26 protein-coding genes and 1 pseudogene are annotated in these 24,558 nt (G+C 75.0%); 17 read left to right on the forward strand and 10 right to left on the reverse strand.

What is annotated here, in order from left to right; translation table 11 throughout:
• The first annotated feature begins 60 nt into the window (after positions 1–60).
• Complete coding sequence (locus AB0I11_RS25285; protein ID WP_357325336.1) at positions 61–1,272, forward strand: DUF4032 domain-containing protein; 1,212 nt, start codon at positions 61–63, stop codon at positions 1,270–1,272.
• Positions 1,273–1,734: 462 nt separating this feature from the next.
• Here the strand turns inward: AB0I11_RS25285 and nagA are convergent, their stop codons facing one another.
• Genes nagA through AB0I11_RS25300 form a run of 3 tightly spaced genes read right to left on the reverse strand, consistent with a single transcriptional unit; the run spans position 1,735 to position 4,758 of the window.
• On the reverse strand, positions 1,735–2,844 hold the full coding sequence (nagA, locus tag AB0I11_RS25290) for an N-acetylglucosamine-6-phosphate deacetylase (protein WP_357325339.1): 1,110 nt from the start codon (positions 2,842–2,844) through the stop codon (positions 1,735–1,737).
• On the reverse strand, positions 2,841–3,773 hold the full coding sequence (locus AB0I11_RS25295) for an ROK family protein (RefSeq protein ID WP_357325341.1): 933 nt from the start codon (positions 3,771–3,773) through the stop codon (positions 2,841–2,843). Before AB0I11_RS25295 ends, nagA begins: the two co-directional genes overlap by 4 nt.
• Before the next feature lie 55 nt (positions 3,774–3,828).
• Complete coding sequence (locus AB0I11_RS25300) at positions 3,829–4,758, reverse strand: sugar isomerase (protein WP_357325344.1); 930 nt, start codon at positions 4,756–4,758, stop codon at positions 3,829–3,831.
• A gap of 200 nt (positions 4,759–4,958) precedes the next feature.
• Between AB0I11_RS25300 and AB0I11_RS25305 the strand changes: the two genes are divergently transcribed.
• The 16 genes and pseudogenes from AB0I11_RS25305 to AB0I11_RS25380 all read left to right on the forward strand — a co-directional run bounded on the left by AB0I11_RS25305 (position 4,959) and on the right by AB0I11_RS25380 (position 15,747).
• Positions 4,959–5,744 carry a DeoR/GlpR family DNA-binding transcription regulator gene (locus AB0I11_RS25305; protein WP_357325480.1) on the forward strand — a complete coding sequence of 262 codons (786 nt, stop codon included), beginning with the start codon at positions 4,959–4,961 and terminating at the stop codon, positions 5,742–5,744.
• Between the two features lie 120 nt (positions 5,745–5,864).
• A complete protein-coding gene (locus AB0I11_RS25310) occupies positions 5,865–6,875 on the forward strand; it encodes an ATP-binding cassette domain-containing protein (protein ID WP_357325347.1) in 1,011 nt (336 codons plus the stop codon).
• Positions 6,872–7,885 (forward strand): ABC transporter permease subunit, encoded by a 1,014-nt coding sequence (locus AB0I11_RS25315; protein WP_357325350.1) that lies wholly within the window; start codon positions 6,872–6,874, stop codon positions 7,883–7,885. Before AB0I11_RS25310 ends, AB0I11_RS25315 begins: the two co-directional genes overlap by 4 nt.
• A 135-nt stretch (positions 7,886–8,020) precedes the next feature.
• Positions 8,021–8,512, forward strand: a complete 492-nt coding sequence (locus tag AB0I11_RS25320; RefSeq protein WP_357325353.1) for a DUF3263 domain-containing protein — start codon at positions 8,021–8,023, stop codon at positions 8,510–8,512.
• 172 nt (positions 8,513–8,684) lie between these two features.
• Positions 8,685–9,506, forward strand: a complete 822-nt coding sequence (locus tag AB0I11_RS25325; RefSeq protein ID WP_357325483.1) for a hypothetical protein — start codon at positions 8,685–8,687, stop codon at positions 9,504–9,506.
• 149 nt (positions 9,507–9,655) lie between these two features.
• On the forward strand, positions 9,656–10,165 hold the full coding sequence (locus AB0I11_RS25330; protein ID WP_357325356.1) for a GNAT family N-acetyltransferase: 510 nt from the start codon (positions 9,656–9,658) through the stop codon (positions 10,163–10,165).
• A 292-nt stretch (positions 10,166–10,457) separates the two neighbouring features.
• Complete coding sequence (locus AB0I11_RS25335; protein ID WP_357325359.1) at positions 10,458–10,925, forward strand: hypothetical protein; 468 nt, start codon at positions 10,458–10,460, stop codon at positions 10,923–10,925.
• 2 nt (positions 10,926–10,927) lie between these two features.
• Complete coding sequence (locus tag AB0I11_RS25340) at positions 10,928–12,154, forward strand: SRPBCC family protein (protein WP_357325362.1); 1,227 nt, start codon at positions 10,928–10,930, stop codon at positions 12,152–12,154.
• A gap of 35 nt (positions 12,155–12,189) precedes the next feature.
• Positions 12,190–12,372 (forward strand): annotated as a pseudogene (gene gvpJ / locus AB0I11_RS25345) (gas vesicle protein GvpJ); the annotation flags it as partial.
• 208 nt (positions 12,373–12,580) lie between these two features.
• Complete coding sequence (locus AB0I11_RS25350) at positions 12,581–13,336, forward strand: GvpL/GvpF family gas vesicle protein (protein WP_357325365.1); 756 nt, start codon at positions 12,581–12,583, stop codon at positions 13,334–13,336.
• A 3-nt stretch (positions 13,337–13,339) separates the two neighbouring features.
• The gene (locus AB0I11_RS25355; RefSeq protein ID WP_357325368.1) at positions 13,340–13,684 is read left to right on the forward strand and encodes a gas vesicle protein GvpG; all 345 of its coding nucleotides are present in this window, start codon (positions 13,340–13,342) and stop codon (positions 13,682–13,684) included.
• Positions 13,681–14,028, forward strand: coding sequence for a gas vesicle protein (locus AB0I11_RS25360; protein WP_357325371.1), 348 nt, complete (start codon positions 13,681–13,683; stop codon positions 14,026–14,028). Before AB0I11_RS25355 ends, AB0I11_RS25360 begins: the two co-directional genes overlap by 4 nt.
• Position 14,029: 1 nt before the next feature.
• The gene (gene gvpJ / locus AB0I11_RS25365) at positions 14,030–14,398 is read left to right on the forward strand and encodes a gas vesicle protein GvpJ (protein WP_357325374.1); all 369 of its coding nucleotides are present in this window, start codon (positions 14,030–14,032) and stop codon (positions 14,396–14,398) included.
• Positions 14,382–15,185, forward strand: a complete 804-nt coding sequence (locus AB0I11_RS25370) for a GvpL/GvpF family gas vesicle protein (protein WP_357325377.1) — start codon at positions 14,382–14,384, stop codon at positions 15,183–15,185. Before gvpJ (AB0I11_RS25365) ends, AB0I11_RS25370 begins: the two co-directional genes overlap by 17 nt.
• Positions 15,176–15,397, forward strand: coding sequence for a gas vesicle protein (locus AB0I11_RS25375; RefSeq protein WP_357325380.1), 222 nt, complete (start codon positions 15,176–15,178; stop codon positions 15,395–15,397). Before AB0I11_RS25370 ends, AB0I11_RS25375 begins: the two co-directional genes overlap by 10 nt.
• The gene (locus AB0I11_RS25380; RefSeq protein ID WP_357325383.1) at positions 15,394–15,747 is read left to right on the forward strand and encodes a gas vesicle protein K; all 354 of its coding nucleotides are present in this window, start codon (positions 15,394–15,396) and stop codon (positions 15,745–15,747) included. The genes AB0I11_RS25375 and AB0I11_RS25380 overlap by 4 nt, the downstream gene beginning before the upstream one ends.
• A gap of 29 nt (positions 15,748–15,776) precedes the next feature.
• Here the strand turns inward: AB0I11_RS25380 and AB0I11_RS25385 are convergent, their stop codons facing one another.
• The 7 genes from AB0I11_RS25385 to AB0I11_RS25415 are packed head-to-tail and all read right to left on the reverse strand — an operon-like array spanning position 15,777 to position 24,265.
• A complete protein-coding gene (locus AB0I11_RS25385; RefSeq protein ID WP_357325386.1) occupies positions 15,777–18,119 on the reverse strand; it encodes an AAA family ATPase in 2,343 nt (780 codons plus the stop codon).
• A gap of 46 nt (positions 18,120–18,165) precedes the next feature.
• Complete coding sequence (locus tag AB0I11_RS25390; protein ID WP_357325389.1) at positions 18,166–18,639, reverse strand: hypothetical protein; 474 nt, start codon at positions 18,637–18,639, stop codon at positions 18,166–18,168.
• A gap of 40 nt (positions 18,640–18,679) precedes the next feature.
• Positions 18,680–19,450 (reverse strand): ATP/GTP-binding protein, encoded by a 771-nt coding sequence (locus AB0I11_RS25395; protein WP_357325392.1) that lies wholly within the window; start codon positions 19,448–19,450, stop codon positions 18,680–18,682.
• Positions 19,428–19,877 (reverse strand): DUF742 domain-containing protein, encoded by a 450-nt coding sequence (locus tag AB0I11_RS25400; protein WP_357325395.1) that lies wholly within the window; start codon positions 19,875–19,877, stop codon positions 19,428–19,430. The genes AB0I11_RS25395 and AB0I11_RS25400 overlap by 23 nt, the downstream gene beginning before the upstream one ends.
• Positions 19,874–20,338: a roadblock/LC7 domain-containing protein gene (locus AB0I11_RS25405; protein ID WP_046564265.1), complete on the reverse strand. Its 465-nt coding sequence runs from the start codon at positions 20,336–20,338 to the stop codon at positions 19,874–19,876. Before AB0I11_RS25405 ends, AB0I11_RS25400 begins: the two co-directional genes overlap by 4 nt.
• The gene (locus AB0I11_RS25410) at positions 20,335–23,106 is read right to left on the reverse strand and encodes a nitrate- and nitrite sensing domain-containing protein (protein ID WP_357325399.1); all 2,772 of its coding nucleotides are present in this window, start codon (positions 23,104–23,106) and stop codon (positions 20,335–20,337) included. The genes AB0I11_RS25405 and AB0I11_RS25410 overlap by 4 nt, the downstream gene beginning before the upstream one ends.
• Positions 23,093–24,265, reverse strand: a complete 1,173-nt coding sequence (locus AB0I11_RS25415) for a hypothetical protein (RefSeq protein ID WP_357325402.1) — start codon at positions 24,263–24,265, stop codon at positions 23,093–23,095. Before AB0I11_RS25415 ends, AB0I11_RS25410 begins: the two co-directional genes overlap by 14 nt.
• Positions 24,266–24,558 lie beyond the last annotated feature (293 nt).

Raw genomic sequence — 24,558 nt, forward strand, 5'->3', positions numbered from 1 at the left:
GCTGTGTGCCGCCCCACGAAGGGAGGCGCTGCGGCGGGGTCAGCGGTCAAACTTGTCGGCGTGCGGATCACCTCGGCCCTCGTCGACCCGGCGCTGCTCGACCTTCCCTGGTCGACCCCGCTGGAGGAGTGGCCTGCCCAGCATCTGGTCGCGTTGCCGCAGGGAATCTCGCGGCACATCGTGCGTTTCGTCCGCCTCGGCGACTACGTGTACGCGGTCAAGGAGACCGGCGAGCGGGTCGCCGAGCGGGAGTACGACCTGCTCCGGGCGCTGGAGCGGATCGACTTCCCGTCCGTCGAGGCGGTGGCGATCGTGGCCGACCGGCAGACCGACGACGGCGAGCCGCTGGACCCGGTGCTGATCACCCGGCACCTGCAGTTCTCGCTGCCGTACCGGGCGCTCTTCTCCCGGACGCTGCGGCCGGAGACCATGAACCGGCTGCTCGACGCGCTCGCCGTGCTGCTGGTGCGGATGCACCTGACCGGGTTCTTCTGGGGCGACTGCTCGCTGTCGAACACCCTGTTCCGGCGCGACGCGGGCGCCTTCGCCGCCTACCTGGTGGACGCGGAGACCGGGGCGTTGCACCACGCGCTCTCCAACGGCCAGCGCGGCGAGGACCTGGAGATCGCCCGGGTCAACATCTTCGGTGAGGCGTTGGACCTGCAGGCCGCCGGGCTGCTGCACGAGTCGATCGACCCGGAGGTGGTCTGCGAGGAGGTCGTGCAGCGGTACGAGCGGCTCTGGCACGAGATCACCTACGAGCAGCAGGTCGAGCGGGCGGCCCGGCACGACATCGAGGGCCGGATCCGCCGCCTCAACGAGCTGGGCTTCGACGTCGCCGAGGTGGCCATGTCGACGGCCGACAACGGCCGGTACCTGGTCCGGCCCAAGGTGGTCGACGCCGGCTACCACACCCGCCGGCTGCTCCGCCTCACCGGCCTGGACGCCGAGGAGAACCAGGCCCGCAAGCTCCTCAACGACCTGGACGCGTACCGGGTGGAGAGCGACCTGATCGACGAGCAGCAGGCCGCGCACCGCTGGCTGACCGAGGTGTTCGAGCCGGTGGTCCGGGCGGTGCCGGAGCACCTGCGGCGCAAGCTGGAGCCGCAGGAGTTGTTCGCCCAGATCATCGAGCACAAGTGGCTGCTCTCCGAGCGGGCCGGCCGGGACGTCGGCATGCGCCACGCGGTGCACTCGTACCTGTCGGACGTGCTGGTGCACCGCCCCGACGAGCAGGCCGTCCTCGGCGTCGAGGTGCCCACCGCCGGCTGACCCGCCGCCGCACCGGCCTTTCCGCCGACGGATCTCCCGGTCTGCCGCCCGCCGCGCCCCGGACCTGCGGCGTCAGCGACCGTCGGCGTCGGCGAACCGTTGGCGTCGGCGAACCGTTGGCGTCGGCGAGCCGCCGGTGTTGGCGAGCCGTCGGTCGATGAACCGTTGGTGTCGGCGCTTGCGCCGTCGGACGACGGAAGGCCGCATGGTCGCTGGCTGCCTTTCGAGCTGACATCACGAACGACTCACGGCGATGCTTCAAGCGGGGTCGAAGCAGCGGAAAACGGACCGGCCGGCGCAGGCTCGACCCCGTCCTGAGTCGTTTCTGATGTCAGCTCGACAGGGGGCCAGGAGGTATGACTGCCCGCAGCCCGCAGCCCGCAGCCCGCAGCCCGCAGCCCGCAGCCCGCAGCCCGCAGCCCGCAGCCCGCAGCCCGCAGCCCGCAGCCCGCAGCCCGCAGCTCACTCCACCCAGTTGCCCCCGCGCATCACCCGGACCACGTTGAGGTCGTCGTCGAGCACCACGAGGTCGGCCCGTAGGCCGGTCTGGAGTGCCCCGAGCCGGTCGCCCAGGCCGATCGCGCGGGCCGGGGTGGTGGCGACCATCCGGGCGGCGTCGGGCAGCGCGATGCCGGCGGCGACGGCGTGCCGCAGCGCGGCGTCCATGGTCAGCGTGCTGCCGGCGATCGCGCCGTCCCGGCCGAGCCGGGCCACCCTGTCGGCCACCGTGACGGCCTGGCCGCCCAGCTCGTACTCGCCGTCGGGCATGCCGGCGGCGGCCATCGCGTCGGTGATCAGGGCGGCGCGCTCCGGGCTGGCCACCGAACTGGCGAAGCCGAGCATCCCGTCGTGCAGGTGCACCCCGTCGGCGACCAGCTCGCAGACCACGTTGGGGGCGTCGAGCAGGGCGACAACCGGCCCCGGCTCGCGGTGGTGCACCGGGCGCATCCCGTTGAACAGGTGGGTGCCCACGCTCGCCCCGGCGGCCACCGCGGCCCGGGTCTGCTCCCAGGTGGCGTCGGTGTGCCCGACCGCCGCGACCACGCCCCGCGCGACGAGCAGCTTGATCGCCTCCAGCGCGCCGTCCCGCTCCGGGGCCAGGGTGACCATCCGGACCGTCCCGCCGCCCAGCTCGATCAGCTCGGCCAGTTCGTCGCCGGACGGGTCGCGGAGGAACTCCGGGTTCTGCGCGCCGCAGCGGTCCGCCGACAGGTACGGGCCCTCGAAGTGGACGCCGGCCAGCACCCCGGCCTCGACCAGCGGCCGGAACGCCACGGTGGCGTCCCGCATCAGCGCGAACGGCGAGCTGACCAGGCTGGCCAGCAGCGTGGTGGTGCCGTGGCGCAGGTGGAAGGCCGCCGCCGCCCGGGCCGAGTCGGCGTCTCCGGTGGTGAAGGTGTGCCCGCCGCCGCCGTGGGTGTGCATGTCCACGAAGCCCGGCAGGATCCAGTGCCCGTCGCGCACCGACGGGTACTCCGCGACGGCCCGGATCCGGTCGCCGACGACCTCCACGCAGCCCTGCCGGATCACGCCGGACGGGGTCACCACCTTGCCGGTCACGCGCAGGGTCATCGGCTCTCCTTCTCCAGGGTGTCCAGGGCGAGTAGGGCGGCGCCGAGGCAGCCGGCCTCGTCGCCGAGGGCCGCCGCGACCAGTCGCGGCTCCCGGTGGAAGGTCAGTCGTTGGCGCAGCGCCACCCGGAGCGGGTCGAGCAGCCGGTCGCCGGCCTGGGCGAGCCCGCCGCCGAGCACCACGGTCTGCACGTCGAAGAGCGCCTGCCCGGTGGCGAGCCCGTCGGCGAGCGCCTCGATCGCGTCCCGCCAGATGCGGCCGGCCAGCGCCTCGCCCGCCGCGGCCCGGCCGGCCACGTCGGCCGCGGTGGCCGGGGTCCCGGCCAGCTCCGCGTACCGGCGGCCGATCGCGGCGGCCGACGCGAGCGCCTCCAGGCAGCCGGGGCGCCCGCAGCCGCAGCGCGGGCCGTCGGGGCGGACCAGGATGTGGCCGATCTCCCCGGCCGCGCCGTGCGCGCCGGTGGCGGCCGACCCGTCGACCACGTGGGCGGCCGCGATGCCCGTGCCGATCGCCACGAAGAGCACGTGGTCGGCGTCCCGCCCGGCGCCGAGCCGGGCCTCGGCGAGGCCGCCCACCCGCACGTCGTGACCGAGCGCCGTGGGCAGGCCGAGCCGCGTCCGGGCCAGCTCCCGCAGGGGTACGTCCCGGAAGCCGACGTTCGCCGACCAGACCGCCACCCCGCGCGCCTCGTCGACCACTCCGGGTACGGCGATCCCGCAGGCGACCGGCGTCAGCCCGTCGGCGCGCGCCTTGCCGGCCAGTCCCTCGGCCACGTCGAGGACGGTGTCGACCACGGCCGCCGGGCCGCGGCCCGCCCCGGTGGCGTGCCGCTCGGTGTGCACCGTCGCGCCGTCGGGGCGGACCAGGGCGCACTTCATCCCGGTGCCGCCCACGTCCAGTGCGACGACGACCTCGCCGCCTGAGCTCACCGTGCTTCCTGTGTTCGCGACTGCGGGGCTCGCAACCCCGGCTCACTCCTCGCGCTCACGCGAGCACCACGGAGCGGGTCAGGTGCCGGGGCGCGTCCGGGTCGAGGCCGCGGCTGGTGGCCAGCGCGACGGCGAACCGCTGGGCGAGGATCAGGTCGGCCATCGGGTCGACCGGCGTACGCCCGGCCGCCCAGCTGGTCAGCACCGTGTGGCAGCCGTGGGTGCGGCTGTCCACGAAGGTGGCGCCGGTGGCGGCCACGTCCTCGGGCAGGCCGTCGGGGATCCCGCCGAACGCCCACACCAGCCGGTTGGGCGCGGCCACCGAGATCGGGCCGTGCCGGTAGTCCATGGCCGGGTACGCCTCGGCCCAGAAGGTGGCCGCCTCCCGGCACTTCAGCGCGGCCTCCTGGGCCAGCCCGACGGTCCAGCCGCGGCCGAGGAAGGTGACCTGCTCGACGGTGGCCGGGTCGACCGGCAGCGGGGCCCGGACGGCGACCTCGGCGTCGGCGGCCAGCCGGCCCAGGTCCTCGCCGAGGTGGGCGCGGAGCAGCGCGAGCGCGGTGGTGGCGAAGCGGGTCTGCACGACCGACCGCTCGTCGGCGAAGGGCATGGTCACCGCAGCGTCGGCCAGCTCGACCGCGGGGGAGCCGGCGTCGCCGACCAGGACCGTGGTGGGCACCCGGCCGCGCAGCGCGCCGAGCAGGTCCAGCACTTCGGTGGTGGTGCCGGAGCGGGTGATCGCGATGAGCCGGTCGTAGCGGCGGCCGGTGGGGTACTCGCTGGCCTGGAAGGCGTCGGTCTCGCCCTGCCCGGCCGCCTCGCGCAGCCCGGCGTACGCCATCGCCATGAACCACGACGTGCCGCACCCGACGACGGCGACCCGCTCGCCGGGCCGGGGCAGCCGGTCGGCGACGGTCGGGGCGAGCCGGGCCGCCTCCCGCCAGCAGTCGGGCTGGCTCGCGATCTCCGCGTGCACGTACGCCATGACAACTCCTCGACCAGGGGAGACCTTGCGCAATACGGCGCGATACGGCCGCCTTTCGCGCGCCATTCTGCGCGAAGCGGGGTGGCCCTGGCAACCGGCTCCCAGATCGCGCAGGTCAGGGTTTTGCGCCCTGGTAGTTTCGCGCACTACTGTGCACGCAATCAATCACCGTTCGTGCAGAGTCAGTGGAGGCCCCCGCGGTGGACCGGTACGCCCGATGGAACGCGCTGCTCGAGATGCTGACCGACAGTGGCCGGGTCAGCGTCGAAGAGGCGGCCGCGCGCCTGGACGTCTCCCAGGCGACCATCCGGCGTGACTTCGACCAGCTCGCGCAGCAGCAGATGATCACACGCACCCGGGGCGGCGCGGTGGCCAACGGCGTCTCGTACGACCTGCCGCTGCGCTACAAGACCGCGAAGCACTCGGCGGAGAAGCAGCGGATCGGGGCGGCCGCCGCCGCGCTGGTCTCCCCGGGCACCGTGGTCGGCCTCAACGGCGGCACCACGAGCACGGAGGTGGCGCGGGCCCTGGCCGTCCGGCCGGACCTCAACACCAGCGCCGAGGGCGCCCAGCTCACCGTGGTCACCAACGCGCTGAACATCGCCAACGAGCTGCTGGTCCGCTCGCGGATGAAGGTGGTGGTGGCCGGCGGCGTGGTGCGGCCCAAGTCGTTCGAGCTGGTCGGCCCGCTCGGCGGGGCGCTGCTGCGCGAGGTGACCCTGGACGTCGCCCTGCTCGGCGTGGACGCGATCGACCCGCAGCTCGGCGCCGCCGCCCATCACGAGGGCGAGGCGGCGATGAACAGCCTCATGGTGGCGCGGGCGAAGCGGGTGGTGGTCATCGCCGACTCGTCCAAGCTGGGCGGTCACGCGTTCGCCCGGATCTGCCCGGTGGACCGGGTCGAGACGCTGGTGACCGACTCGGGCGCGTCCCCGGTGGTGGTGCAGGCGTTCCGGGACGCCGGCGTGCACGTGATCTGCGCCTGAGCGGCGACCCGCGGCGCGTCCGCGGCGAATCAGGGAAAGCCCCGATGCATGCCAGGTATTGTCAGCGGCTGCATACCGCGTATGGTGTCCGCTGTCGCCTACATATCGGGGGAGGTCAGCTTGACGGCTGTCCTGGAGATCGAGGGTCTCCGTAAGACGTACCGGAGCCGCAGACGCGGGACCCGTCACGCGCTCGACGGCTTCGACATGCGGGTCGAGGCCGGCCAGGTGCACGGGTTCCTCGGACCGAACGGCTCGGGCAAGACCACGACGCTGCGGACGCTGCTCGGCCTGATCCGGCCGAACGGTGGCCGGATGGCGATCCTGGGCCACGAGCTGCCGCACTCGCTGCCCGCGGTCGCCGGCCAGATCGGCGCCATCGTGGAGAGCCCGCAGTTCTTCCCGCACTTCTCCGCCCGGGACACGCTGGCCCTGCTCGCCTCCGCCGGCGAGCTGCCCCGGCAGCGGGTCGACGAGGTGCTGGAACTGGTCGGGCTCCGCGAGCGGGCCGGCGAGCGGGTGAAGACCTACTCGCTCGGCATGAAGCAGCGCCTGGCGGTCGCCTCCGCGCTGCTGAAGAACCCGAAGCTGCTGATCCTGGACGAGCCGGCCAACGGCCTCGACCCGGGTGGCATCCGGGAGATGCGTACGCTGATGCGCGACCTGGCGGCCGGCGGGATGACCGTGGTGCTCTCCAGCCACATCCTCGGCGAGATCCAGCTCATCTGCGACTCGGTCACCATCATCTCGCTGGGCCGGCGGGTCGCCTACGGGCCGGTCGACGAGGTGCTCGCCGCCCACTCGCAGGGCGCGGTCCGGGTCCGGCTGGAGGCGGTCACCGACCTGCCGCAGGCCGCCGACGCGCTGACCGGGGCCGGGGTGCGGGTCACCGCCACCGAACCGGACCACCTGATGCTGGCCGGCGTCGACAAGCCGGCCACGGTCACCCGACTGCTCGCCGAGCGGGGCCTGTACGTCAGCGAGCTGGCCCCGGTCGCGGTCGATCTGGAGAGCGTCTTCCTGGAGCTGACCGCCACCGCGCCGGTCCCCGGCCAGCACCGGCAGGTCGACCAGTCCATGAGGGTCGGTGAGCCGGGCGCCGGCAGCACCGCGGGAGGTTGGGGCGCATGAGCCTGTTCGTCACCGAGTTGCGCCGGCTGGCCAAGCGCCGGCTCACCCGGCTGCTGCTGGTCCTGCTGGTGCTCGGCCTGGCCGGGGTGGCCACCGCGTTCAGCTTCTCCAGCCACAAGCTCTCGCCCGAGGTGGTGGCGGCGGCCCAGGTCGAGGCCGACGCCCAGTACCACCGGGCCCTGGAGTCCTGGCAGCGGGCCGTCGCCGACTGCGACGCCGCGCAGGCCCGCGGCGAGGAGACCGAGGACCGCTTCGGGCCGAACTGTGCCCGGGACTTCCAGCCGCAGCCGGAGATGTTCGACCCGAAGTGGAACCTGCCGTACCAGTTCGACTTCCGGGCCGAGTTCTCCACCTTCATCGCCGTCTTCGCCGGGGCGATGGCGCTCTTCGCGTTCATCGTCGGGGCCTCCTTCGTGGGGGCCGAGTGGAGCACCGGCGGCATGATGAACCTGCTGCTCTGGCGTCCGAAACGGCTCGCCGTGCTGGGCACCAAGCTGGCCGCCGTGCTGACCACCGTGCTCGGGGTGACCGTGCTGCTCGGCGCGCTCTGGACGGCGGCGTTCTGGCTGATCGGCACCGTCTCCGGCACCACCGCGAAGATGACTCCGGGCGTCTGGCGGTCGTTCGGGCTGGACGGCGTGCGCGCGGTCGGGCTCGTCCTGGCGTTCGCCGCGGTGGCGTTCGCGCTCGCCTCGCTGGGTCGGCACACCGCGATGGCCTTGGGCGCCGCGGTGGCCGTCTTCGCGATCAGCGAGGTCGGCATCCGCATCGCGATGGGCGTGCTGGGGGTGCCGTTCGGCGACCGGTACGTGCTGTCCACGTACGCCCAGTCCTGGTTCATGAAACAGGTGAAGCTCTTCGACTACGACGCCTGCCAGTTCGCCAAGGGCGAGTGCCAGCCGGGCGAGCTGCTGGTCACCTGGCAGGACTCCGCCCTGGTGTTCGGCCTCGGGACCGCGGTCGTGCTGGTCGCCGCGTTCTGGGCGATGCGCCGGCGGGACATCACCTGATCCGGGACGCCCTGGTCCGCGCCGCCGTCGGCGGCGCGGACCGCGCGTCCGATGCGGCCGGTGGGGACCCTGGTTAGGCTGGGATCCCCCCGGCCGGTCGCCGCCGCGCCGGTCGCCGACCCTCCGAGGAGCGCCATGCCCGCCGACGCCTCCCCGGCCGCCACCGACCGGCCCGAGCCGTCCGGCTCCGCCGCCGTCACCCGCCGGGACGCCGGCGCCACGGTTCCGCCACCCCGCTCCGCACCCGCCGTCGAGGCCACCCCCGACGCCGAGGCGGATGCCGCACCGGCCCCTGCGGCCGCCCCGGACGCCGCGACCACCGACCCGGCCGCCGCCGCACCCGTCGGTTCGGTGGAGGCCGGTCGCCCGGACCGCGACGCGGCCCCGGCCGCCGCGGGTGAACTGACCGAGCGGGAACGGCGGATCCTCGCCTTCGAGCAGCAGTGGTGGAAGCACGCCGGCGCCAAGGAACAGGCGATCCGGGACACCTTCGGGCTCTCCGCGACCCGGTACTACCAGCTGCTCAACGGGCTGCTCGACCACCCGGCCGCGCTGGCCGCCGAGCCGGTGCTGATCGGCCGGCTGCGCCGGCTGCGCTCGTCCCGGGCCCGCAGCCGGCGCCGCTGACCGCCCCGGTCCCGGCACCGGAAGGATCCACTGCGCGAGTGCGCTGCGGCATGGGCCCCGCCGGGCCGGGTAGGCGGCGGGCGGCGACGGAGGGAGCAGACCGATGGGGGCACCAGATCGCCGGTACCCGACCGGGAGTGTGCCGGCGCGGCCGGTCGGGACAGCGCCGATGATGCGGGTGCGTTCCGCGTCCGACCCGGCGCCCGGGCGGCTGGAGAACGAGGACCTGGTCTTCCGCTTCGGGCCGCTGGTCGGGGTCCTCGACGGCGCCACCGTGCCGGAGGGCTTCGAGACCGGCTGCGTGCACGGTCCGTCCTGGTACGTCCGGCACCTGGCCGCCCGGATCGGCCTGGCCGTCGCGGCCCGGCCGGCGGCGACCCTGATGAGCAGCCTGGCGGCGGCGATCCTGGCGGTCCGCGCGGACCACGGCGACGCGTGCGACCTCGACCATCCGGGCACCCCGTCCTCCACGGTCTGCCTGCTGCGGGAGGGCGGTGACCAGGTCGACTACCTGGTGCTCTGCGACAGCCCGCTGGTGCTGGACACCGGCGACCAGGTCAGCGTGGTCTCCGACGACCGGCTGGACGCCGCCGTGGCGGAGCTGCGTCGCGCGGCCGACGCGCTGCCCGACGACGTCGACCCGATGACCCGGTTCCGCCGGGCGGTGACCGGGCAGCGGTCCCGGATGAACCGGACCCACGGCTACTGGGCCGCCGCCAGCGACCCGGACGCGGCGTACCACGCGGTGACCGGGACGCTGCCGCTGCGCGGGGCCGGCGCGCTGCGGCGGGCCGCGCTGCTCAGCGACGGCGCGTCCTGCGCGGTCGAGCAGTTCGGCCTCTTCGACTGGGCGGGGCTGCTGGAGGTGACCGCCGGGGAGGGGCCGGAAGGGCTGATCGCCCGGGTCCGGGCCGCCGAACGGGACCACGCCGATCGGCTGCGCCGGCACAAGCGGACCGACGACGCCTCGGTGGTCCTCTGCGAATTTCCGTGAGCACCCTCACGCAAGTACGACCGGTCGGCTGACAACGCAGCGTGAGGCGGAACACCCCGGGGGTACGACCGGACGGCACCCTCGGCCGGACCGGCAGTCCCCGCCCAAAGCGGTGGACTGGAGCCGGTTCGACCGGCAGACTGCGGCTCGTGACGGGTGCGGTACGGCTGGAGCCGGTGGACGAGCGGAACCTGGAGCCGTTGCTCTCCGTAGCGGCTGCTGAGGCCGACCCCGAGGACGTCATGCCCCCCGTGCAGGCGCCGGCCGGGTGGTCGTTGGCCCGTCGTGACGCGTTCCGCGAGTTCCACCGGGCCAGCTTCGGCGGCCTCGGCGGCCCCACCCGCACCCAGATGTACGCCATCGTCGCCGGCGGCGAGGTGGTCGGCATGGTGCGGATGACCCGCCGGGACGAGCCGGGCACGGTGGAGACGGGCATGTGGCTGGGGCGCTCGGCGCGGGGTCAGGGCCTCGGCGCGGCCGCCCTGCGCGAGCTGCTGCACGTGGCGGCGGCGGCCGGAATGCACACCGTCGTGGCGGAGACGACGCCGGACAACACCGGGGCCATTTCGGTGCTGAAAAAATGCGGCGCGGAATTGCGTGAAAAGGACGGCAAGCTGCACGCGCAAATGTGTCTGGATTCGACGCTTCCGGCCCACTGAAGCCGACTGATTGTCTTCGGGCAATTATCTACCGTCCCTGCTCGGGGCGACGTGTCTGGCCGGTTTGTGGTGCTTTGTGCCCCGCTCGGCATGCCTTCCGAATAGCGCCGCAAACCCCGCCGGGGCCGGCGCAAAGAAATGTTTTGTGCTGCCCAGCCCGGGTACTGCCCGCCGGGTCCGCTGATACGGGGACGCCGGTCGCAGACCCATTTCCGCTGATCCCCGGTAGCTGTTTTCCCGGGTCTGCACCACGAGTGGTGTCCGCTTCCGCCGGGGAGCGAAGGAGTGCTGAATGAAGAGCGGAGCACGGGTAGCGCTGGCGGTGGGCTTCGGCTACCTCCTGGGCCGCCGCAAGAAGATGCGTACGGCGCTGACCCTGGCCGCCGCGGTGGCGGCCGGACGGGCCAGCCAGCAGCCGGGCGGGCTGAAGAAGGTCGCCACCGACCTGGTCGGGGCGAACCCGCAACTGGGAAACCTGAGCAAGCTGGGCGTACCGCTCGCCACCGCCGGCCGGGCCGCCGCGAGCGCCGCCGCCGGCAACGGCATCGACGTGCTGAGCGGGAAGCTGCGGGACGGCGCCGACGCGCTGCGCCGCCGGTCGTCCGGCGGCACCGGCACGCAACCGGCGTCCGACGAGCGGTCGGCCCCGGACGAGGAGCCGGACCTCGACGACCAGCCCGCGGCCCGCGACGACGGCGGCCGGGGCGATGGCGGCCGGGGCGAGGCTCCGGTCGCCCGCCGCGGTCAGCGGGGGCGGTGACCATGGCCACCGACAACCTCGCCGGAAGGGCCCGCGACCAGCTCGGTGGCGAGCTGCGCAACCTCGCCGCCGCGATCGGTGAGCGGGCGGTGCAGGTGGTGACCGAACGGGTCACCGGCGCCACCGGCCGGCTCAGTGACTACGCGAAGCAGGGTGGCGGACCCGGTCTGGTCGCCGCCGCCACCGGCGCACAGAAGCTCGCCGAGGGCCACTCCCCGATGAAGGCCATGTTCCATGCCGGCGTGGCCGGCGGTAAGGAGAAGGTGATGGCGGCGTTCGGCGGTGGCGGCGGGCGTGGCAAGGGCGGTGGCGGCAAGAAGCTCAAGGTCACCAACATCGTCGAGACGATCGAGGTCGGCGTGCCGGTACGGGTCGCCTACAACCAGTGGACGACCTTCGGCGACTTCCCCAGCTTCATGAAGAAGGTGGAGCAGGCCGACTGCGACTCCGACGAGAAGATGACCTGGAAGGCGCAGGTCTTCTGGTCGCACCGGAGCTGGGAGTCGACCATCGTCCGGCAGATCCCGGACCGGCTGATCCACTGGCGGTCCAAGGGCGAGAAGGGCTCGGTGGACGGCACCGTCAGCTTCCACGAGGTCGGCCCGGACCTCACCAAGATCCTGGTGGTGCTCGAGTACCACCCGCAGGGCCTGTTCGAGCACACCGGCAACCTGTGGCGGGCCCAGGGCCGCCGGGTGCGGCTGGAGTTGAAGCACTTCGTCCGGCACGTGATGACCCAGACCGTGCTCGACCCGGACTCCGTCGAGGGCTGGCGCGGCGAGATCGAGGACTCCCAGGTGGTCAAGGACCACGAGACCGCGCTGCGCGAGGAGCGGGCGGCGCGCGAACGGCCCGCCCGGGGCCGCCGACCCGAGGAAGAGCCGGAAGAGTTCGAGGAGGAGCCGGAGGAGGAGCCGGCCGAGGAGCGCCGGCCCGCCGAGCGCGGCCGCCGGCGCCCGCCGCAGCGCCGCCGCCCCCCGCAGGACGAGGAGTACGAGGCGTACGACGAGGGCGACGACTTCGACGACGACGAGTACGCCGAGCAGCCCGAGGAGGAGGAGCCGCCGCCCCGCCGGCAGCCCGAGCGGCCCCGCCGCCCGCAGCGCGCGGCCCGGGAGCCCCGCGAACCGCGCGAACCCCGCGAGGAGCGCCCGCGCCCGGTGCGGCGTACCGCGGAACCCCCGCGACGGCCGGTGGTCCGCCGCCGGCGAGAGGAGGGTGAGGAATGACCGCGGCCACGACGACGGGCCAGCCCGGCAGCGCGCTGGAACGCACCGGCGGCGGTGGCGAGGGCGCCCTCGCCGACGTCGTGGAGACCGTGCTGGACAAGGGCGTGGTGATCGACGCGCAGGTGTCGGTGGGCGTGGTCGGCATCCAGCTCCTGGAGATCGACGCCCGGATCGCGGTCGCCAGCCTCGAGACGTACCTGCGGTTCGCCGAGACCGTCGACCGGCTGAGCATCACGCCGAAGGACCAGAAGGGACTGCCGGACCTGGTCGGCGACACGGCCGCCGCGGTCGGCAAGGGCCAGGCGATCTCCGGGCTGGGCAAGGCGGCCCAGGAGATCAGCGGCGCGGTGGCCGACTCGATCCGCGACCGCGGCGCCGAGCGGGACCGGCAACGGCCGCGCCGGCGGCGGGACGGGGAGCGCTGAGATGGCGCCGCGGAACGGCCTGTTCATCTACGGCATCGTGCCGTCCGACGTGGAGCCGACCCCCGACGCCGAAGGGGTCGGCTCCCCGCCCGGCGAGGTGATCGCGATCCGGCACGGCGAGCTGGCCGCGCTGGCCAGCGCGGTCGGGCTGGAGGAGCCGCTCGGCCGGCCGGCCGACCTGACCGCGTACGAGCGGTTGCTGGACGGGACGGCGGCGGTCGCGCCGGTGCTACCCGTCCGGTTCGGCACGGTGGTGACCGGCGAGGACGCGGTCGAGGACCTGCTCGCCGCGCACCACGACCGGTTCGCCGCCGCCCTCGACGAGTTCGCCGACCGGCTCCAGTACACCGTGCACGGGCGTTTCGACGAGCAGGAGTTCATCGGCGGCTTCCTGGCGGAGAACGCCTCGGCCGCCGCCCTCGCCGACGAGGTGCGCGGCCGGCCGGAGGCGGAGAGCCGGGAGCAGCGCATCCGGCTCGGCGAGATGATCAGCCAGGCGGTGGAGCTGCGCCGGGAGGCGGAGAACCGCGACCTGGCCGACGCGGTGGGCCGGGCGGCGGTGGCCGAGGCACCCCTGCCGCCCAGCCACGAGCTGGACGCGGTACGGGTCGCCTTCCTGGTGGCCGAGGAGGACGAGGACGAGTTCGTCCGGGCCGTCGAGGACTTCGCCGAGCAGCGGCGGGACCTGATCCGGATGCGGCTGATCGGCCCGCTCGCCCCGTACGACTTCGTCAGCGCGCACCAACTGGCGGAGTGAGCCGTGGACCTCCTCTGGGCGCTGCTGACCCTGCCGTACGCCCCGGTGCGCGGACTGACCGCCGTGGTCAAGGTGATCGCCCGGGAGGCGGAGTCGCAGCAGCACAGCCCGGTCAACGTCCGGCGTGAGCTGGAGGAGCTGGATCGGGCGGCGGCCGCCGGCGAGCTCCCGCCCGAGGAACGGGACCGGCGGCAGCAGCAGGTGCTGGACCGCCTGACCAGGCCGGCCGCCGGAGGCGGCGGCGCCCCGCCCCGGCGGGCTGCCGGCCCCCGCCGGCCGGCGCCCGCCCGGCGGGGGACCGGCGGCCGGGACGGCGGGGCGCGTCGCGGACGAGGGGGAGGACCATGACGGCACGGATCCGGGGCGACGGCGACCGCGAGCGGGGGCGCGACCGGGGCGGCCGGACCGAGGAGCGGTATCTCGACGAGGGCGACGAGGAGGCGGTCAGCGCCGCCGACGCGGCCCGGGAAGGGCTGCGCCAGATCGTCGAACTGACCGGCAGGGACCCGCTCGGGGTCACCTCGATCCAACCCACCGACGACGGCTGGCGGATCGGGGTGGACGTGGTCGAGCACCACCGGATCCCCTCGTCGACCGACCTGCTCGGCCGCTACGAGGTGGAGCTGGACATGACCGGCAGCCTGCTCGGTTACCGGCGGACCCGCCGCTACCAGCGGGGCAAGGAGGACTGAGATGACGCTGGGTCCGACGCCTCCGGTGGTGCAGAACTCCGGCCAGGTGCTGCCGGCCGGGCACGAGCCGGCGAACCTGGGCGACATCCTCGAACGGGTGCTCGACCGGGGCATCGTCATCGCCGGCGACATCCGGGTCAGCCTGCTCGACATCGAGCTGCTGACGCTGAAGCTGCGCCTGGTCATCGCCTCCGTGGACACCGCGCGGCAGATCGGCATCGACTGGTGGGAGCACGACCCGTGGCTCAGCTCCCGGGCCCGCCCACCGGTCGAGCCCGGGCCGCGCGATCCGGAGGAGGTCGAGGCGTCCCGGCGGCCCCGGGTCGCCGCCCGCGCCGCGAGGGAGGAGTGGGATGAGCACGACGGCTGAGCCGGCCCCGACCGGCAACGGCGTCTGGCTGCACGGGGTGACCGCCGAGGTCGTCCCCGCCACGCTGGCCGGCCTCACCGGCATCGCCGGCACGCCGGCCCGGGCGGTGCCCGCCGCCGGCCTGGTGGCCGTGGTCAGCGACGCGCCGCTGGCCGAGTACGGCGAGGAGGCGCTGCGCCGCAACCTGGAGGACCTGGGCTGGCTGGAGCGGGCCGCCCGGGCACACCACGCGGTGGTGGACGCGCTGGCCCGGTCCGGCACGGTGGTGCCGGCCCGGCTCGCCACCGTGCACCGCGACGACGACCGGGTGACCCGGGTGCTGCGGGAACGGCGGGACGAACTGGCCGGCACACTGGCCCGGCTCACCGGCCGCGAGGAGTGGGGCGTCAAGGGGTACCTGGTGCCCGGCGCGACGCCCCGCGCTGAGGAACGGGTCGGCGGGGGCGGGTCCGGGGCGGCGTACCTGCGGCGGCGCAAGGCCCAGCTCACCGCCCGGGAGGAGGGGCAGCGGCTCGCCGCCGACGCGGCCGCCGCCGTGCACGCCGCCCTCGCCGGGTACGCGGCCGCCGCCCGCCGGCACGCCCCGCAGGACCGGCGGCTGTCCGGCGCGCCGACCGCCATGGTGCTCAACGGCGCGTACCTGGTCGACCGGGACCGGCTGGACGGCTTCGCCGTGCTGGTCCGGGAGCTGACCGGGCGGCACCCGGAGCTGCGGCTGGAGCCGACCGGCCCGTGGCCGCCGTACTCCTTCGTGGCGGAACCGGAGGCGGAGCCGGCATGGGCGTGACCTCACTGGCGCCGAGCAGCGCCGACGACCCGCTGGCCTACCGGCCGGTGGCCCTGGTCGACCTGCTCGACCGGGTGCTCGCCACCGGCGTCGTGATCACCGGGGACATCACCTTGGCCATCGCCGACGTCGACCTGGTCCGGATCTCGTTGCGCGCGCTGGTCGCGTCGGTCGGCGCGCTGGCGCCACCGCCGCTGGCGGTTCAGCCGTGACCGGCCGGGACGAGGCGGCCGAGCTGGCCGCCGCGCTGGGCGAGCCGCGGTGGCAGGCCCCCCGGGTACGGCCGCTGGAGCGCCGGCTCGCGGTCGACCGGGACTCCGTCGAGCGCGGCTTGGCCAGCCTGGTGCTCACCGTGGTGGAGCTGCTGCGGCAGCTGATGGAACGGCAGGCGCTGCGCCGGGTCGACCTCGGCGACCTTACCGAGGAGCAGGTCGAGCGGATCGGGGCCACGCTGATGGCGCTGGAGGAGCAGATGACCCAGCTCCGGGAGTACTTCGGTCTCGCCCCCGAGGACCTCAACCTGGACCTCGGCCCGCTGGGTCCGCTGCTGCCGACCGACTGAACCGGGCGACCGCGTGCGGTGCCGGCCGCTCAGCGGGCCGCCCGCTGCTGCGCGTACGCGGCCAGGTGGGCGAGCTGGTCGGGATCGAGGGAGGGGCGGACCCGGGTCCGGGCGCTCTGCACGTGCGCGGCGGTGACCGTGGCGGCGGCCAACGACTCGCGCATCGCGGCGAGGGCCGCCTCCCGGATCAGCGCGGCGCAGTCGGCGGCGGAGAAGCCGTCCAACTCGGCGCCGAGGGCGGCCAGGTCCACGTCGGGGGCGAGCGGGACGTTCCGGGCGGCGGACCGGAGGATCTCCGCGCGGGCCGGGCCGTCCGGCGGCGGCACGTACACCAGGCGTTCCAGCCGGCCCGGGCGGAGCAGTGCCGGGTCCACCAGGTCCGGCCGGTTCGTCGCGCCGACCACCACCACGTTGCGCAGCGCCTCCACCCCGTCCAGCTCGGTGAGCAGGGCGGCGACCACCCGGTCGGTGGTGCCCCCGTCGCTGGACTGGCCGCGCACCGGGGCGAGCGCGTCCACCTCGTCCAGGAAGACCAGCGTGGGGGCGGCCTCGCGGGCCCGGCGGAACAGCTCACGGACCGCCCGCTCGCTCTCGCCCACCCACTTGGACAGCAGCTCGGCGCCCTTCACCGACAGCACGTTCGCCCGCCCCGAGCCGGCCAGCGCGGTGACCAGGTAGGTCTTGCCGCAGCCGGGCGGACCGTAGAGCAGCACCCCGCGCGGCGGCGTCACGCCGAGCCGGGCGAAGGTGTCCGGATAGGTCAGCGGCCAGAGCACCGACTCGGTCAACGTCTCCTTGACCTCGTGCAGCCCGCCGACGTCGTCCAGGGTCACCGAGGCCAACTCCAGGGTGGAGGCCGCCATCGTGGTGGGCCGGACCACCTCCAGCGCCGCGGTGAAGTCGGCCATCGCCACCGTGGGCGTCTCGGCCGCCTTCTGCCGCAGCGCCGCGCGCACCCCGGCCTCCCGGACCAGCGCGGCCAGGTCGGCGGCCACGAACCCGGGGGTACGCCCGGCCACCTCGTCCAACCGCACGTCCGGGTCGAGCGGGACCTGGCGGGTGAGCACGGTGAGCTGCTCCCGGCGCAGCGCCGCGTCCGGCAGCGGGACGGTGATCCGCAGCGCGAGCAGGTCCGGGCCGCGCAGCGCGGGATCCACCGCCTCGGGCCGGCCGGTGGTGCCGACCACGGCCACCCCGGCCCGGACGGTCTCGGCGACGACCTGCCGGAACACGGTGGCCACCGGGCCCGGCTCGGCGGCGGGGGCCAGCGCCTCCACGTCGGTGACCAGCAGGATGGCGGGCGCCCCGGCGCGTACCGCCGCGGCGGCCTCGCGCAGCCGGCGGGCCGCCGCGTCGTTGCTCAGCGCGGCCAGCTCCGGCGCCCAGAGCGGGCAGACCCGGGCGCCGACCCGGGCGGCGACCGCCCGGACCAGCGCCGACTTGCCCGAGCCGGCCGGGCCGCTGAGCAGCACACCCAGTGAAACCGTGGTGCCGAGCCGGTCCAGCACCTCCCGGTGGTGGAAGCCCAGGTCGAGCAGTTCGGTCAGCTCCTCGGCCTGCGGGCGCAGGCCGGGCAGCTCGTCGACGTCGGGCGCGTCCGCCGGCCCCACCAACCCGACGGTGCCTGGCGCCGGCCCGGCCCGGCCGGCATCGGCGTCCGCCCCGGTCCGGCCGCCGGCTGCGGCGGGCTCGGCCGGGCGGGTGAGGCCCGGACCGGACCCCGGCCCCGCACCGGTCGGCCGGTCGCCCGCGCGCGGCCCGGTCGCGTCCGGCCCACCCGGGCCGGATCCCCGGGTGGCCGGGCCGTGCTCCCAACCGACCACGGTGTCCATGGTGACCAGCGCACCGGCCGCCGGCTCGGCGGCGACCACGGTGAGCAGGGTGCTGGTCCAGGCGTACCCGACGGTGTTGGCGAGGCTGCGCCGGGCGGCCTCGACCAGGCCGCGGACGGCGGCGTCGGGCAGCACGTCCTGGGGCAGCAGCGAGACGTCGTCGCCGGCGGTGACCACCTTGCCGAGCAGGGCGAGCCGGAGCATCTCGGGGGAGACCGCGGCGACGACCCCGACCGGTCCGGTCAGGGTGACCCGCCGGGCCGGGGTGACCGGCAGCGGGCTCACCGTCACCTGTCCGCCGTCCCGGAGCCCGAGGTTGCCCAGCAGCAGGTCGTCGGCGTAGAGCAGGACGCTGCTCGCGGTCGGCTCGGCCGGCGCCACGATGCCGGCGGTGACCCGCCGCCCGGCCAGCCGCACCGGGTCGCCGGGGCGCAGCGCCAGCGCGGTGAGCACCTCGGGGTGCAGGCGGACGACGCCGCGCCGGGCGTCGAGCGCCGCCGGCCGCAGGCTCGCGGTCAGGGTCAGGTCCGGTTCCGCCACCCGCCCGACAGTAGCCGCCGGCGTCCCGCCGTGCGGCGCGGGCGGTTCACCGCGGGCCGATGTCCTCCAGCAACGACGGGTCGCGCCGGATCATCTCGGCGAGCCGGGCCGCCGGGTCGGTGGCCACCCCGTCCTGGCCGGGGGCGGGCACCGTCTTCACCGACATCGGCCAGGTCGGCGGCGGGGCCGGCGCGGCGGCCGGCTCGACCGTGACCTCCGGTCCGGACCAGGAGATCCGCAGCGGGTACGCCCGTCCGTCCTGCTCCACCCGGAGGGTGACGGCCACGCCGGGATGCCCGGCCACCACCCGGCGGACCGCCTCGGCGATCTCCTCGACCGGGTCCTGCTGCTCCGGCCCGGGCGCCCCCCGCAGCCGGTACGCGCCGTGCCCGTCCCGGGTGACCGGGGCCGCCCCGCCGGCGGTGGCCTCCTCGCCGTCCTCCCCGGGGCCCGGCGTCCGGCGGCGCAGCTCTTCGCGGCGCGCCAGTCGAGCCAGGGTCTCGTCCAGTTCACCTCTCATCACGTCACCCCTTCCGCGTGAAACGGGTTGAAGGACCGGATCAGGCACCCTGATCCCGGGTGGCCCGGTCCAGTGCCCGGTCGAGGACGACCAGCAGGGCGTCCCGTACGGAGAGCCGGTCCCGGGCGTCGAACTGCACCAGCGGCACGTGGTCGCCGATCGCCAGCGCCCAGCGGATCGAGGGCAGGTCGAGCGCCAACCGGCCGTCGAAGGCGTTCACGCCGACCGCGAAGGGCAGGCCGGCCCGCTCGAAGTAGTCGATCGCCGGGTAGCAGTGGTCCAGCCGGGCGCTGTCCACCACCACGAGCGCGCCGAGCGCGCCGCGGGCCAGGTCGTCCCACATGAACCCGAAGCGGGACTGCCCGGGGGTGCCGAAGAGGTAGAGCTTGAGGCTGCGATCGATGGTCACGCAGCCGAAGTCCATCGCCACCGTGGTGGTGGTCTTCTCGGAGTCCAGGCCCGGGTCGTCCACGCCGATGCCGGCGGTGGTCATCTGCGCCTCGGTGGTCAGCGGGGCGATCTCGGAGATGGCGGCCACCGTGGTGGTCTTGCCGACGGCGAAGCCACCGGCGATCAGGATCTTCACGGGGATCGGCGCCCGGCTGGTCGCCGAGCGGCCCGGCCCGGCGCTGTCCGGCGTCGTCGGCCGGTACGGCGGCGGAGGCGGCACGGGCGGCGGCGCGGGTGGCGCGGCCGCGTGGCCGGGGACGGAACCAGGGGCGGCCGGACCGCCGTAGCGGGCGGTGGCGCTGTTGGCGACCGACCCGCCCAGGGCGGCCGCCGGCCAGTCAGGAGATCGCACGAAGTCCATCAATCACTCGCAGGATGATGTCGGGGTCGTGGGCGTCGTCGTGGTCGCCGACGTGCACGTCGAGGTGGCCGGCGTCGTGCAGGTCACCGACGAGTACCCGGGTCACGCCGAAGTGCATCCGGGTCCGGGCGGAGATCTCGGCGACCGAGATCGGGTCGGCGCTGAGCACGACGATCGTGGCCAGTTCGGGGGCCAGCCGGCCGATGACCGCCCAGGAGGCGCTGCCCGGCCGGGCGGTCACCTGGGTCTCCAGGCCGATCGCCGGGTCACCGTCAACCCGGCCGGCGGTCAGCACGAAGGGCCGCAGGCCGGGCGGTTCCCCGCCGGCCTGGTCCGCCTCCGCACCGGGGGCGGGCGACCGCAGGTACGGTCGGATCCGGACCCCGGGTTCCGGGTCCGGATCCGCGCCGGCCAGCTCCGGGTTCACTGCTGCACGGCGTTCTTCAGCTCGGCGATCAGGCGCGGGGTCAGCGCGCCGCCGGCCCGCCCCGCGAAGAGCGTCATCTCGTACGCCACGGTGCCCAGGTTCGCCGAGCGGTCGGCGACCACCCCGAGCACCGAGCCGCTGCTGATCGCGCTGATCAGCAGGTAGCCCTCGGTCATGTCCACGATCACCCGGTTGAGGCCACCCAACGCGTACCAGCTCGCGGCGCCACCGGCGAGGCTGGTCATGCCGGAGACCACGGCGGCGAGCCGTTCTGCGTTGGACCGGTCCTTGATCGCCGACATGGCCATCAGCAGCCCGTCGGCGGAGACGGCGATCGCCTCCACGACCCCGGCGGTGCTGGAGGTGAACGAGTCGAGCAGCCAGTTGAACGTGCGGGCCTCCGGGCTGAGTTCCCCGGTGGCGTTCTGGTCGACGTTTTCGTGCAGGAATGGGCTGGTCACCGTGTCGGATCCTCTTCGTGACGGCGGGCGGGACTGACTTCGCGCAGAGCCCGGGCGACGCCCGCCTCGAACTCGGTGATGAGGTCGCGGACCTCGCCGGGGTCGCCGAGGTCGGCACTGGTGGGGGACATGGACTGCGCGGGGGAGACGGACAGGTTCGCGCCGGGCACCCGGCGGCTGAGCTGGGGCGGTTCCGTACCCGGGGGCGCCTGGTCGACGTCGCTCTCGGCCCGCCGTACCCCGTCCTGGAACGCCTCGACCAGGGCCCGGGCGCTTGACGGGTCCGCCGGGTCGCCGATCAGCGGTCCGGCCGGAGCGGCCGGCGGGGCGGCCGGCAGGTTCGCGCCCGGTATCCGCTGCCGGATCGGCGCCCGGGTACCCGGCCGGCCGGCGGGCGGGCCGACCGGGTTCGCTCCGGTCGGCGCGGGCATGGCCGAGGGTGGCCCGGCGGGAGCCGGCGGGTGGGCGCCACCGGGCGGCGGCGTGAGTGCCGGCCCGGGCGGCGGCACGATCGCCGGCGCGGGTGCCGGCCGGGTGGGCGGCGCCAGGGTCGGGCGGGTGGCCGGTGGCGTCAGGGTCGGGCCGGTCGCCAGCCCGGCGGCCGGGGGAGCGGCCGGGGCCGGGCCGACGACCGGTGTCGGCGGGGAGACGGGACCGGGTCGCGCCGCCGGTCCGGCCGGCCGGGTGGCCGGGGCCGCCCAGGCCGAAGGCGGGCCGCTGGCGGCCGGACCCGGGTCCTCGGCCGGCTCCGCGGTGTCGGCCTGGTGGCCGAAGGCGTTCCACGGGTGGCCGCTGGACATGCTGCGGGTGGCCCGGCTCAGCAGCTCGGCGTCGAAGCCGCCCGACGCCTCCACGGCCGGCGGGTCCGACTCGCGGGCGCCGGGCACGGCAGCCCGGCCGGCGCTGACGCCGACCGGCTCGGGGCGGCGGATCACGAGCGAGGCGCGCGGGATCTCCAGGGCTGCGGTGACGCCGCCACCGGGGGTGGGGCTCAGCCGGGCGCTCCAGCCGTGCCGGCGGGCCAGCCGGCCGACCACGAACAGGCCGAGCACCTCGGTCGGGGCAAGGTCGAGGCGTTCCCGCCGGGTGAACCGGGTGTTCTCCTCGGCCATCCGGTCCCCGGTCAGGCCGATGCCGTGGTCGACCACGACCAGCCGCGCCCCACCGTCGGTCAGCTCACCGGTCACCACTACCCGGGTGTGCGGCGGCGAGAACACGGTGGCGTTCTCCATCAGCTCGGCGAGCGTCAGCACCAGGTCGCCGACGATGGCGGGGGCCGCCGCCACGCCGGGCGGGACCTTCACGTCGACGCGGGTGTAGTCCTCGATCTCGCCGAGCGCGAGCCGGACCGCGTCGGCCAGCGGGACCGGCGCCACGTGGCCGTCCGAGCCGGTGGCACCGGAGAGCACCACCAGGCTGCCCGCGTTGCGGCGCAACCGGCTGGAGATGTGGTCCAGCCGGTAGAGGTGCTCCAGGCGGCCCGGGTCGGTCTCCTGCCGTTCCAGCCGGTCGATGAGCGCGATCTGGCGGCCGACCAGGTTCTGCGTACGTCGGCCGACGTGCCCGAACATCTGGGCCACGTTGCGCCGCCCGGCGACCTGCCGCTCGACCAGCCGGGCTGCGGTGTGCTGCACCCGGTCGAACGCGCGGGCCAGGTCGCCGATCTCGTCCCGGGCGCTCACCTCCACCGGGTCGAGGCGTACCGGCGGGACGGTCTCGGACTCGTCGTCGGCGACCCGGGTCAGTTCGGCCTCGGTGACCCGGGCGACCCGCTCGGCGGAGCGGGTGAGCCGGCTCAGCGGCCGGGCCACCGTACGCGCCACGGTCATGCTCAGCAGCACCACGACCAGCAGGATCGCCGCCGCCGCGAGGCTGACCAGCCAGGCGGCGGTCAGCGCCGCCCGCTCCCGGGCGCGGGTCTCCGCGATGACGTCCGCGACGACCTTCTTCTCCACGAACTGGCCCAGCGTGATCATCGACCGGGCCGAGGGGAACAGCACGTCCAGCGGCACCGGCGCGATCGCCTCGTCCGGGTCCCGGAGGCTGTCCACCAGGAACGTCGGGCTGGTCCGGGCGGCCACCGCCGCGTCGTCCAGCTCGGCCACCTTCAGCTGCTCGGGCGTGATCAGCTGGCGGAACCGCCGGTTGTCGACGTTGAGACCCGCCATGCAGGCCACGAACGACCGGGCCACCTGCGGATCGCCGGTCGCCTTGACCAGCACGATCAGGGTGGTGCACGAGCTCAGTGCCTCGTCGACGCGCAGCAGCGAGTCCAGGGCGAGCACCTGGCGTCCAGCCGCGGTGTCGGTGTCCACCTGGAAGGGCAGCCGCAGCGCGTCGATCAGGGCGGTGTCGACCTGGCCGAACACGGTCAGGATCTGCTGCGGCGTGGACCGACCGGCGAGCGTGGCGGTCCGGACGTCCGCCAGCCGGCGTACCCCGCCGAGGCTGTCGCGGACGGCCGCCGGCAGCGGCTCGGCGCGCAGGTCGGCGACCCGGTCGTCGACGGCGGCCGACTTCTGGATCAGCTCGGTGCGGTTCACCCGGCCGAGCAGCAGCCCGACCGAGAGCAGGCGTTCCTGCTGGAGGTCCTGGACCAGGCTGCCGACCCGGCTGGCGACGCGGACGGTCTCGGCGGTGTCGGCGGCCCGCTGGGCGGCGGTCACCCGGTCGATGACGACCGGTACGGCCAGTCCGACCACGCCGAGCAGCGGAATGATCACCAGCAGGGCGAGCTTGCCCCGGATGCGTAACCTACCGAGCAGCATCGAACGGCCTCCACCGGTCGGCGTCGCCACCGTGCCCCACCGCGACCGGCTGGCGGTCGGCCCCGGGCGCGGCCACCGGTGGGTCCGGGTGGACCGTCGGCGCGGCCTCGGCCGGTTCGCGGCGTGCCGGGGTGGCCCGGGAACGGTCCCGGCGCAGCGCGGCGACGTGCAGCGCGACGATCCCGGCGATCAGCGCCAGCGCCGCCCCGGCGGCGATCCGGCCGAGCAACCGGTCCCGCTCCAGGGCGTCGAGCCGGTCCCGCAGCAGCGCGTCGAGCTGGTCGAGGATGACCGTACGGAGCTGCTTGGCGGCGTTCTGCGCGCTGATCCCGGCGCGGGTGAGCTGGTCGGGGCTCGGCGCGGCCCGGCCGGCGCCGGGTGCGGAGTAGACCGCGAACGTCTCCAGTGAACGCTGGTAGGTGTCCAGCGGCGTGAGCACGTTGGCGCCCAGGTCGGTGCTCTCCGAGCTGTCGACCGCCGAGCGCAGGTCCGCGACCAGGTCGGTGGCGGGACCGAGCGCGGAGACGCGCAGCTCGACCAGCTCCGCGCCCGCTCGGGCGCGGTCGGCGGCGGGGCGCTTGGCGGCCAGCCGGGCCAGGTCGACGAGCCGCCCGGCCAGCACCGTCGCGGTGGGCAGGTCCCCGCCGATGCCGTCCTGGAGGAAGAACGAGTCGGCGCGCGGGTCGCGGATCAGGCCGGAGCTCTCCCGCACCTTGTGGTAGAGGGCCAGCAGCAGGTCGGACGCCTCGCCGTAGGCCCGGTACGTGGCCTCGGGGTCACCGATCCCGCGGTCCGGCAGCGACTCCAGCTTGGCCCGCAGCCCGGCCCAGCGTTCGTGGGTGCGCAACTGGTCGCCGACGGCGTTGTCGACCGCCGCGACGCCCTCGATGGTGGCGGCGAGCGAGGCCCGGGAGACGGTACCTTCGGCGACGGCGATCGCCTGGGCCTCCACCAGCGCGTCGGTGACCGGCCCGAGGGCGCGCAGGTAGCGGACGCCGAGCCGTTCCCGGCTCGCCAGGTCGTGGTCGTCGGCGGAGTCGCGCTCGGCTTGGACGAAGAGGAACCCGAGCGGGGCCAGCAGCACCAGCACCAGTACCAGGGCGAGCGTGCGGCCCGGTACGGCGGGCCGCCGACGGACCCGCGACGCGGGGACTGTCATGGTGTGTCTCCTCCGGCGACGGCGGGACGGTCGGTGCCCCGGGAGGTCGCCGTACGCAGTCCCGTGCACCGGACCGGAAAAGTAGCCGAACCGGACGCGGGTGCGACCTCGGCTGATGAGTCAGCTTCACGTCAGTGCATTTTGCGTGACCCTGCGTCATGGCGAATGGTACGTAGCGTGCGATCGCGACGCCGAGAAGTGACATCGACGATGATTTGCGCCCGTAGATGTGAATTCACATGATCCGAATTCGTCCCGCTGGGACGCTCTGGACCTTTGGCGGATGACGGACC

The sequence above is a fragment of the Micromonospora sp. NPDC050495 genome, from assembly GCF_040655175.1.
GTDB lineage: Bacteria > Actinomycetota > Actinomycetes > Mycobacteriales > Micromonosporaceae > Micromonospora.

Excerpts from the sequence above, each read along its gene's own strand:
- AB0I11_RS25395 (WP_357325392.1), bottom strand. The coding sequence starts at position 19,450 with ATGGACTTCGTGCGATCTCCTGACTGGCCGGCGGCCGCCCTGGGCGGG.
- gvpJ (WP_357325374.1), top strand. The coding sequence starts at position 14,030 with ATGACGCTGGGTCCGACGCCTCCGGTGGTGCAGAACTCCGGCCAGGTG.
- AB0I11_RS25340 (WP_357325362.1), top strand. The coding sequence starts at position 10,928 with ATGGCCACCGACAACCTCGCCGGAAGGGCCCGCGACCAGCTCGGTGGC.
- AB0I11_RS25315 (WP_357325350.1), top strand. The coding sequence starts at position 6,872 with ATGAGCCTGTTCGTCACCGAGTTGCGCCGGCTGGCCAAGCGCCGGCTC.
- AB0I11_RS25350 (WP_357325365.1), top strand. The coding sequence starts at position 12,581 with ATGGCGCCGCGGAACGGCCTGTTCATCTACGGCATCGTGCCGTCCGAC.
- AB0I11_RS25370 (WP_357325377.1), top strand. The coding sequence starts at position 14,382 with ATGAGCACGACGGCTGAGCCGGCCCCGACCGGCAACGGCGTCTGGCTG.
- AB0I11_RS25390 (WP_357325389.1), bottom strand. The coding sequence starts at position 18,639 with ATGAGAGGTGAACTGGACGAGACCCTGGCTCGACTGGCGCGCCGCGAA.
- AB0I11_RS25300 (WP_357325344.1), bottom strand. The coding sequence starts at position 4,758 with ATGGCGTACGTGCACGCGGAGATCGCGAGCCAGCCCGACTGCTGGCGG.
- nagA (WP_357325339.1), bottom strand. The coding sequence starts at position 2,844 with ATGACCCTGCGCGTGACCGGCAAGGTGGTGACCCCGTCCGGCGTGATC.
- AB0I11_RS25320 (WP_357325353.1), top strand. The coding sequence starts at position 8,021 with ATGCCCGCCGACGCCTCCCCGGCCGCCACCGACCGGCCCGAGCCGTCC.
- AB0I11_RS25360 (WP_357325371.1), top strand. The coding sequence starts at position 13,681 with ATGACGGCACGGATCCGGGGCGACGGCGACCGCGAGCGGGGGCGCGAC.
- AB0I11_RS25325 (WP_357325483.1), top strand. The coding sequence starts at position 8,685 with ATGCGGGTGCGTTCCGCGTCCGACCCGGCGCCCGGGCGGCTGGAGAAC.
- AB0I11_RS25410 (WP_357325399.1), bottom strand. The coding sequence starts at position 23,106 with ATGCTGCTCGGTAGGTTACGCATCCGGGGCAAGCTCGCCCTGCTGGTG.
- AB0I11_RS25335 (WP_357325359.1), top strand. The coding sequence starts at position 10,458 with ATGAAGAGCGGAGCACGGGTAGCGCTGGCGGTGGGCTTCGGCTACCTC.
- AB0I11_RS25415 (WP_357325402.1), bottom strand. The coding sequence starts at position 24,265 with ATGACAGTCCCCGCGTCGCGGGTCCGTCGGCGGCCCGCCGTACCGGGC.
- AB0I11_RS25375 (WP_357325380.1), top strand. The coding sequence starts at position 15,176 with ATGGGCGTGACCTCACTGGCGCCGAGCAGCGCCGACGACCCGCTGGCC.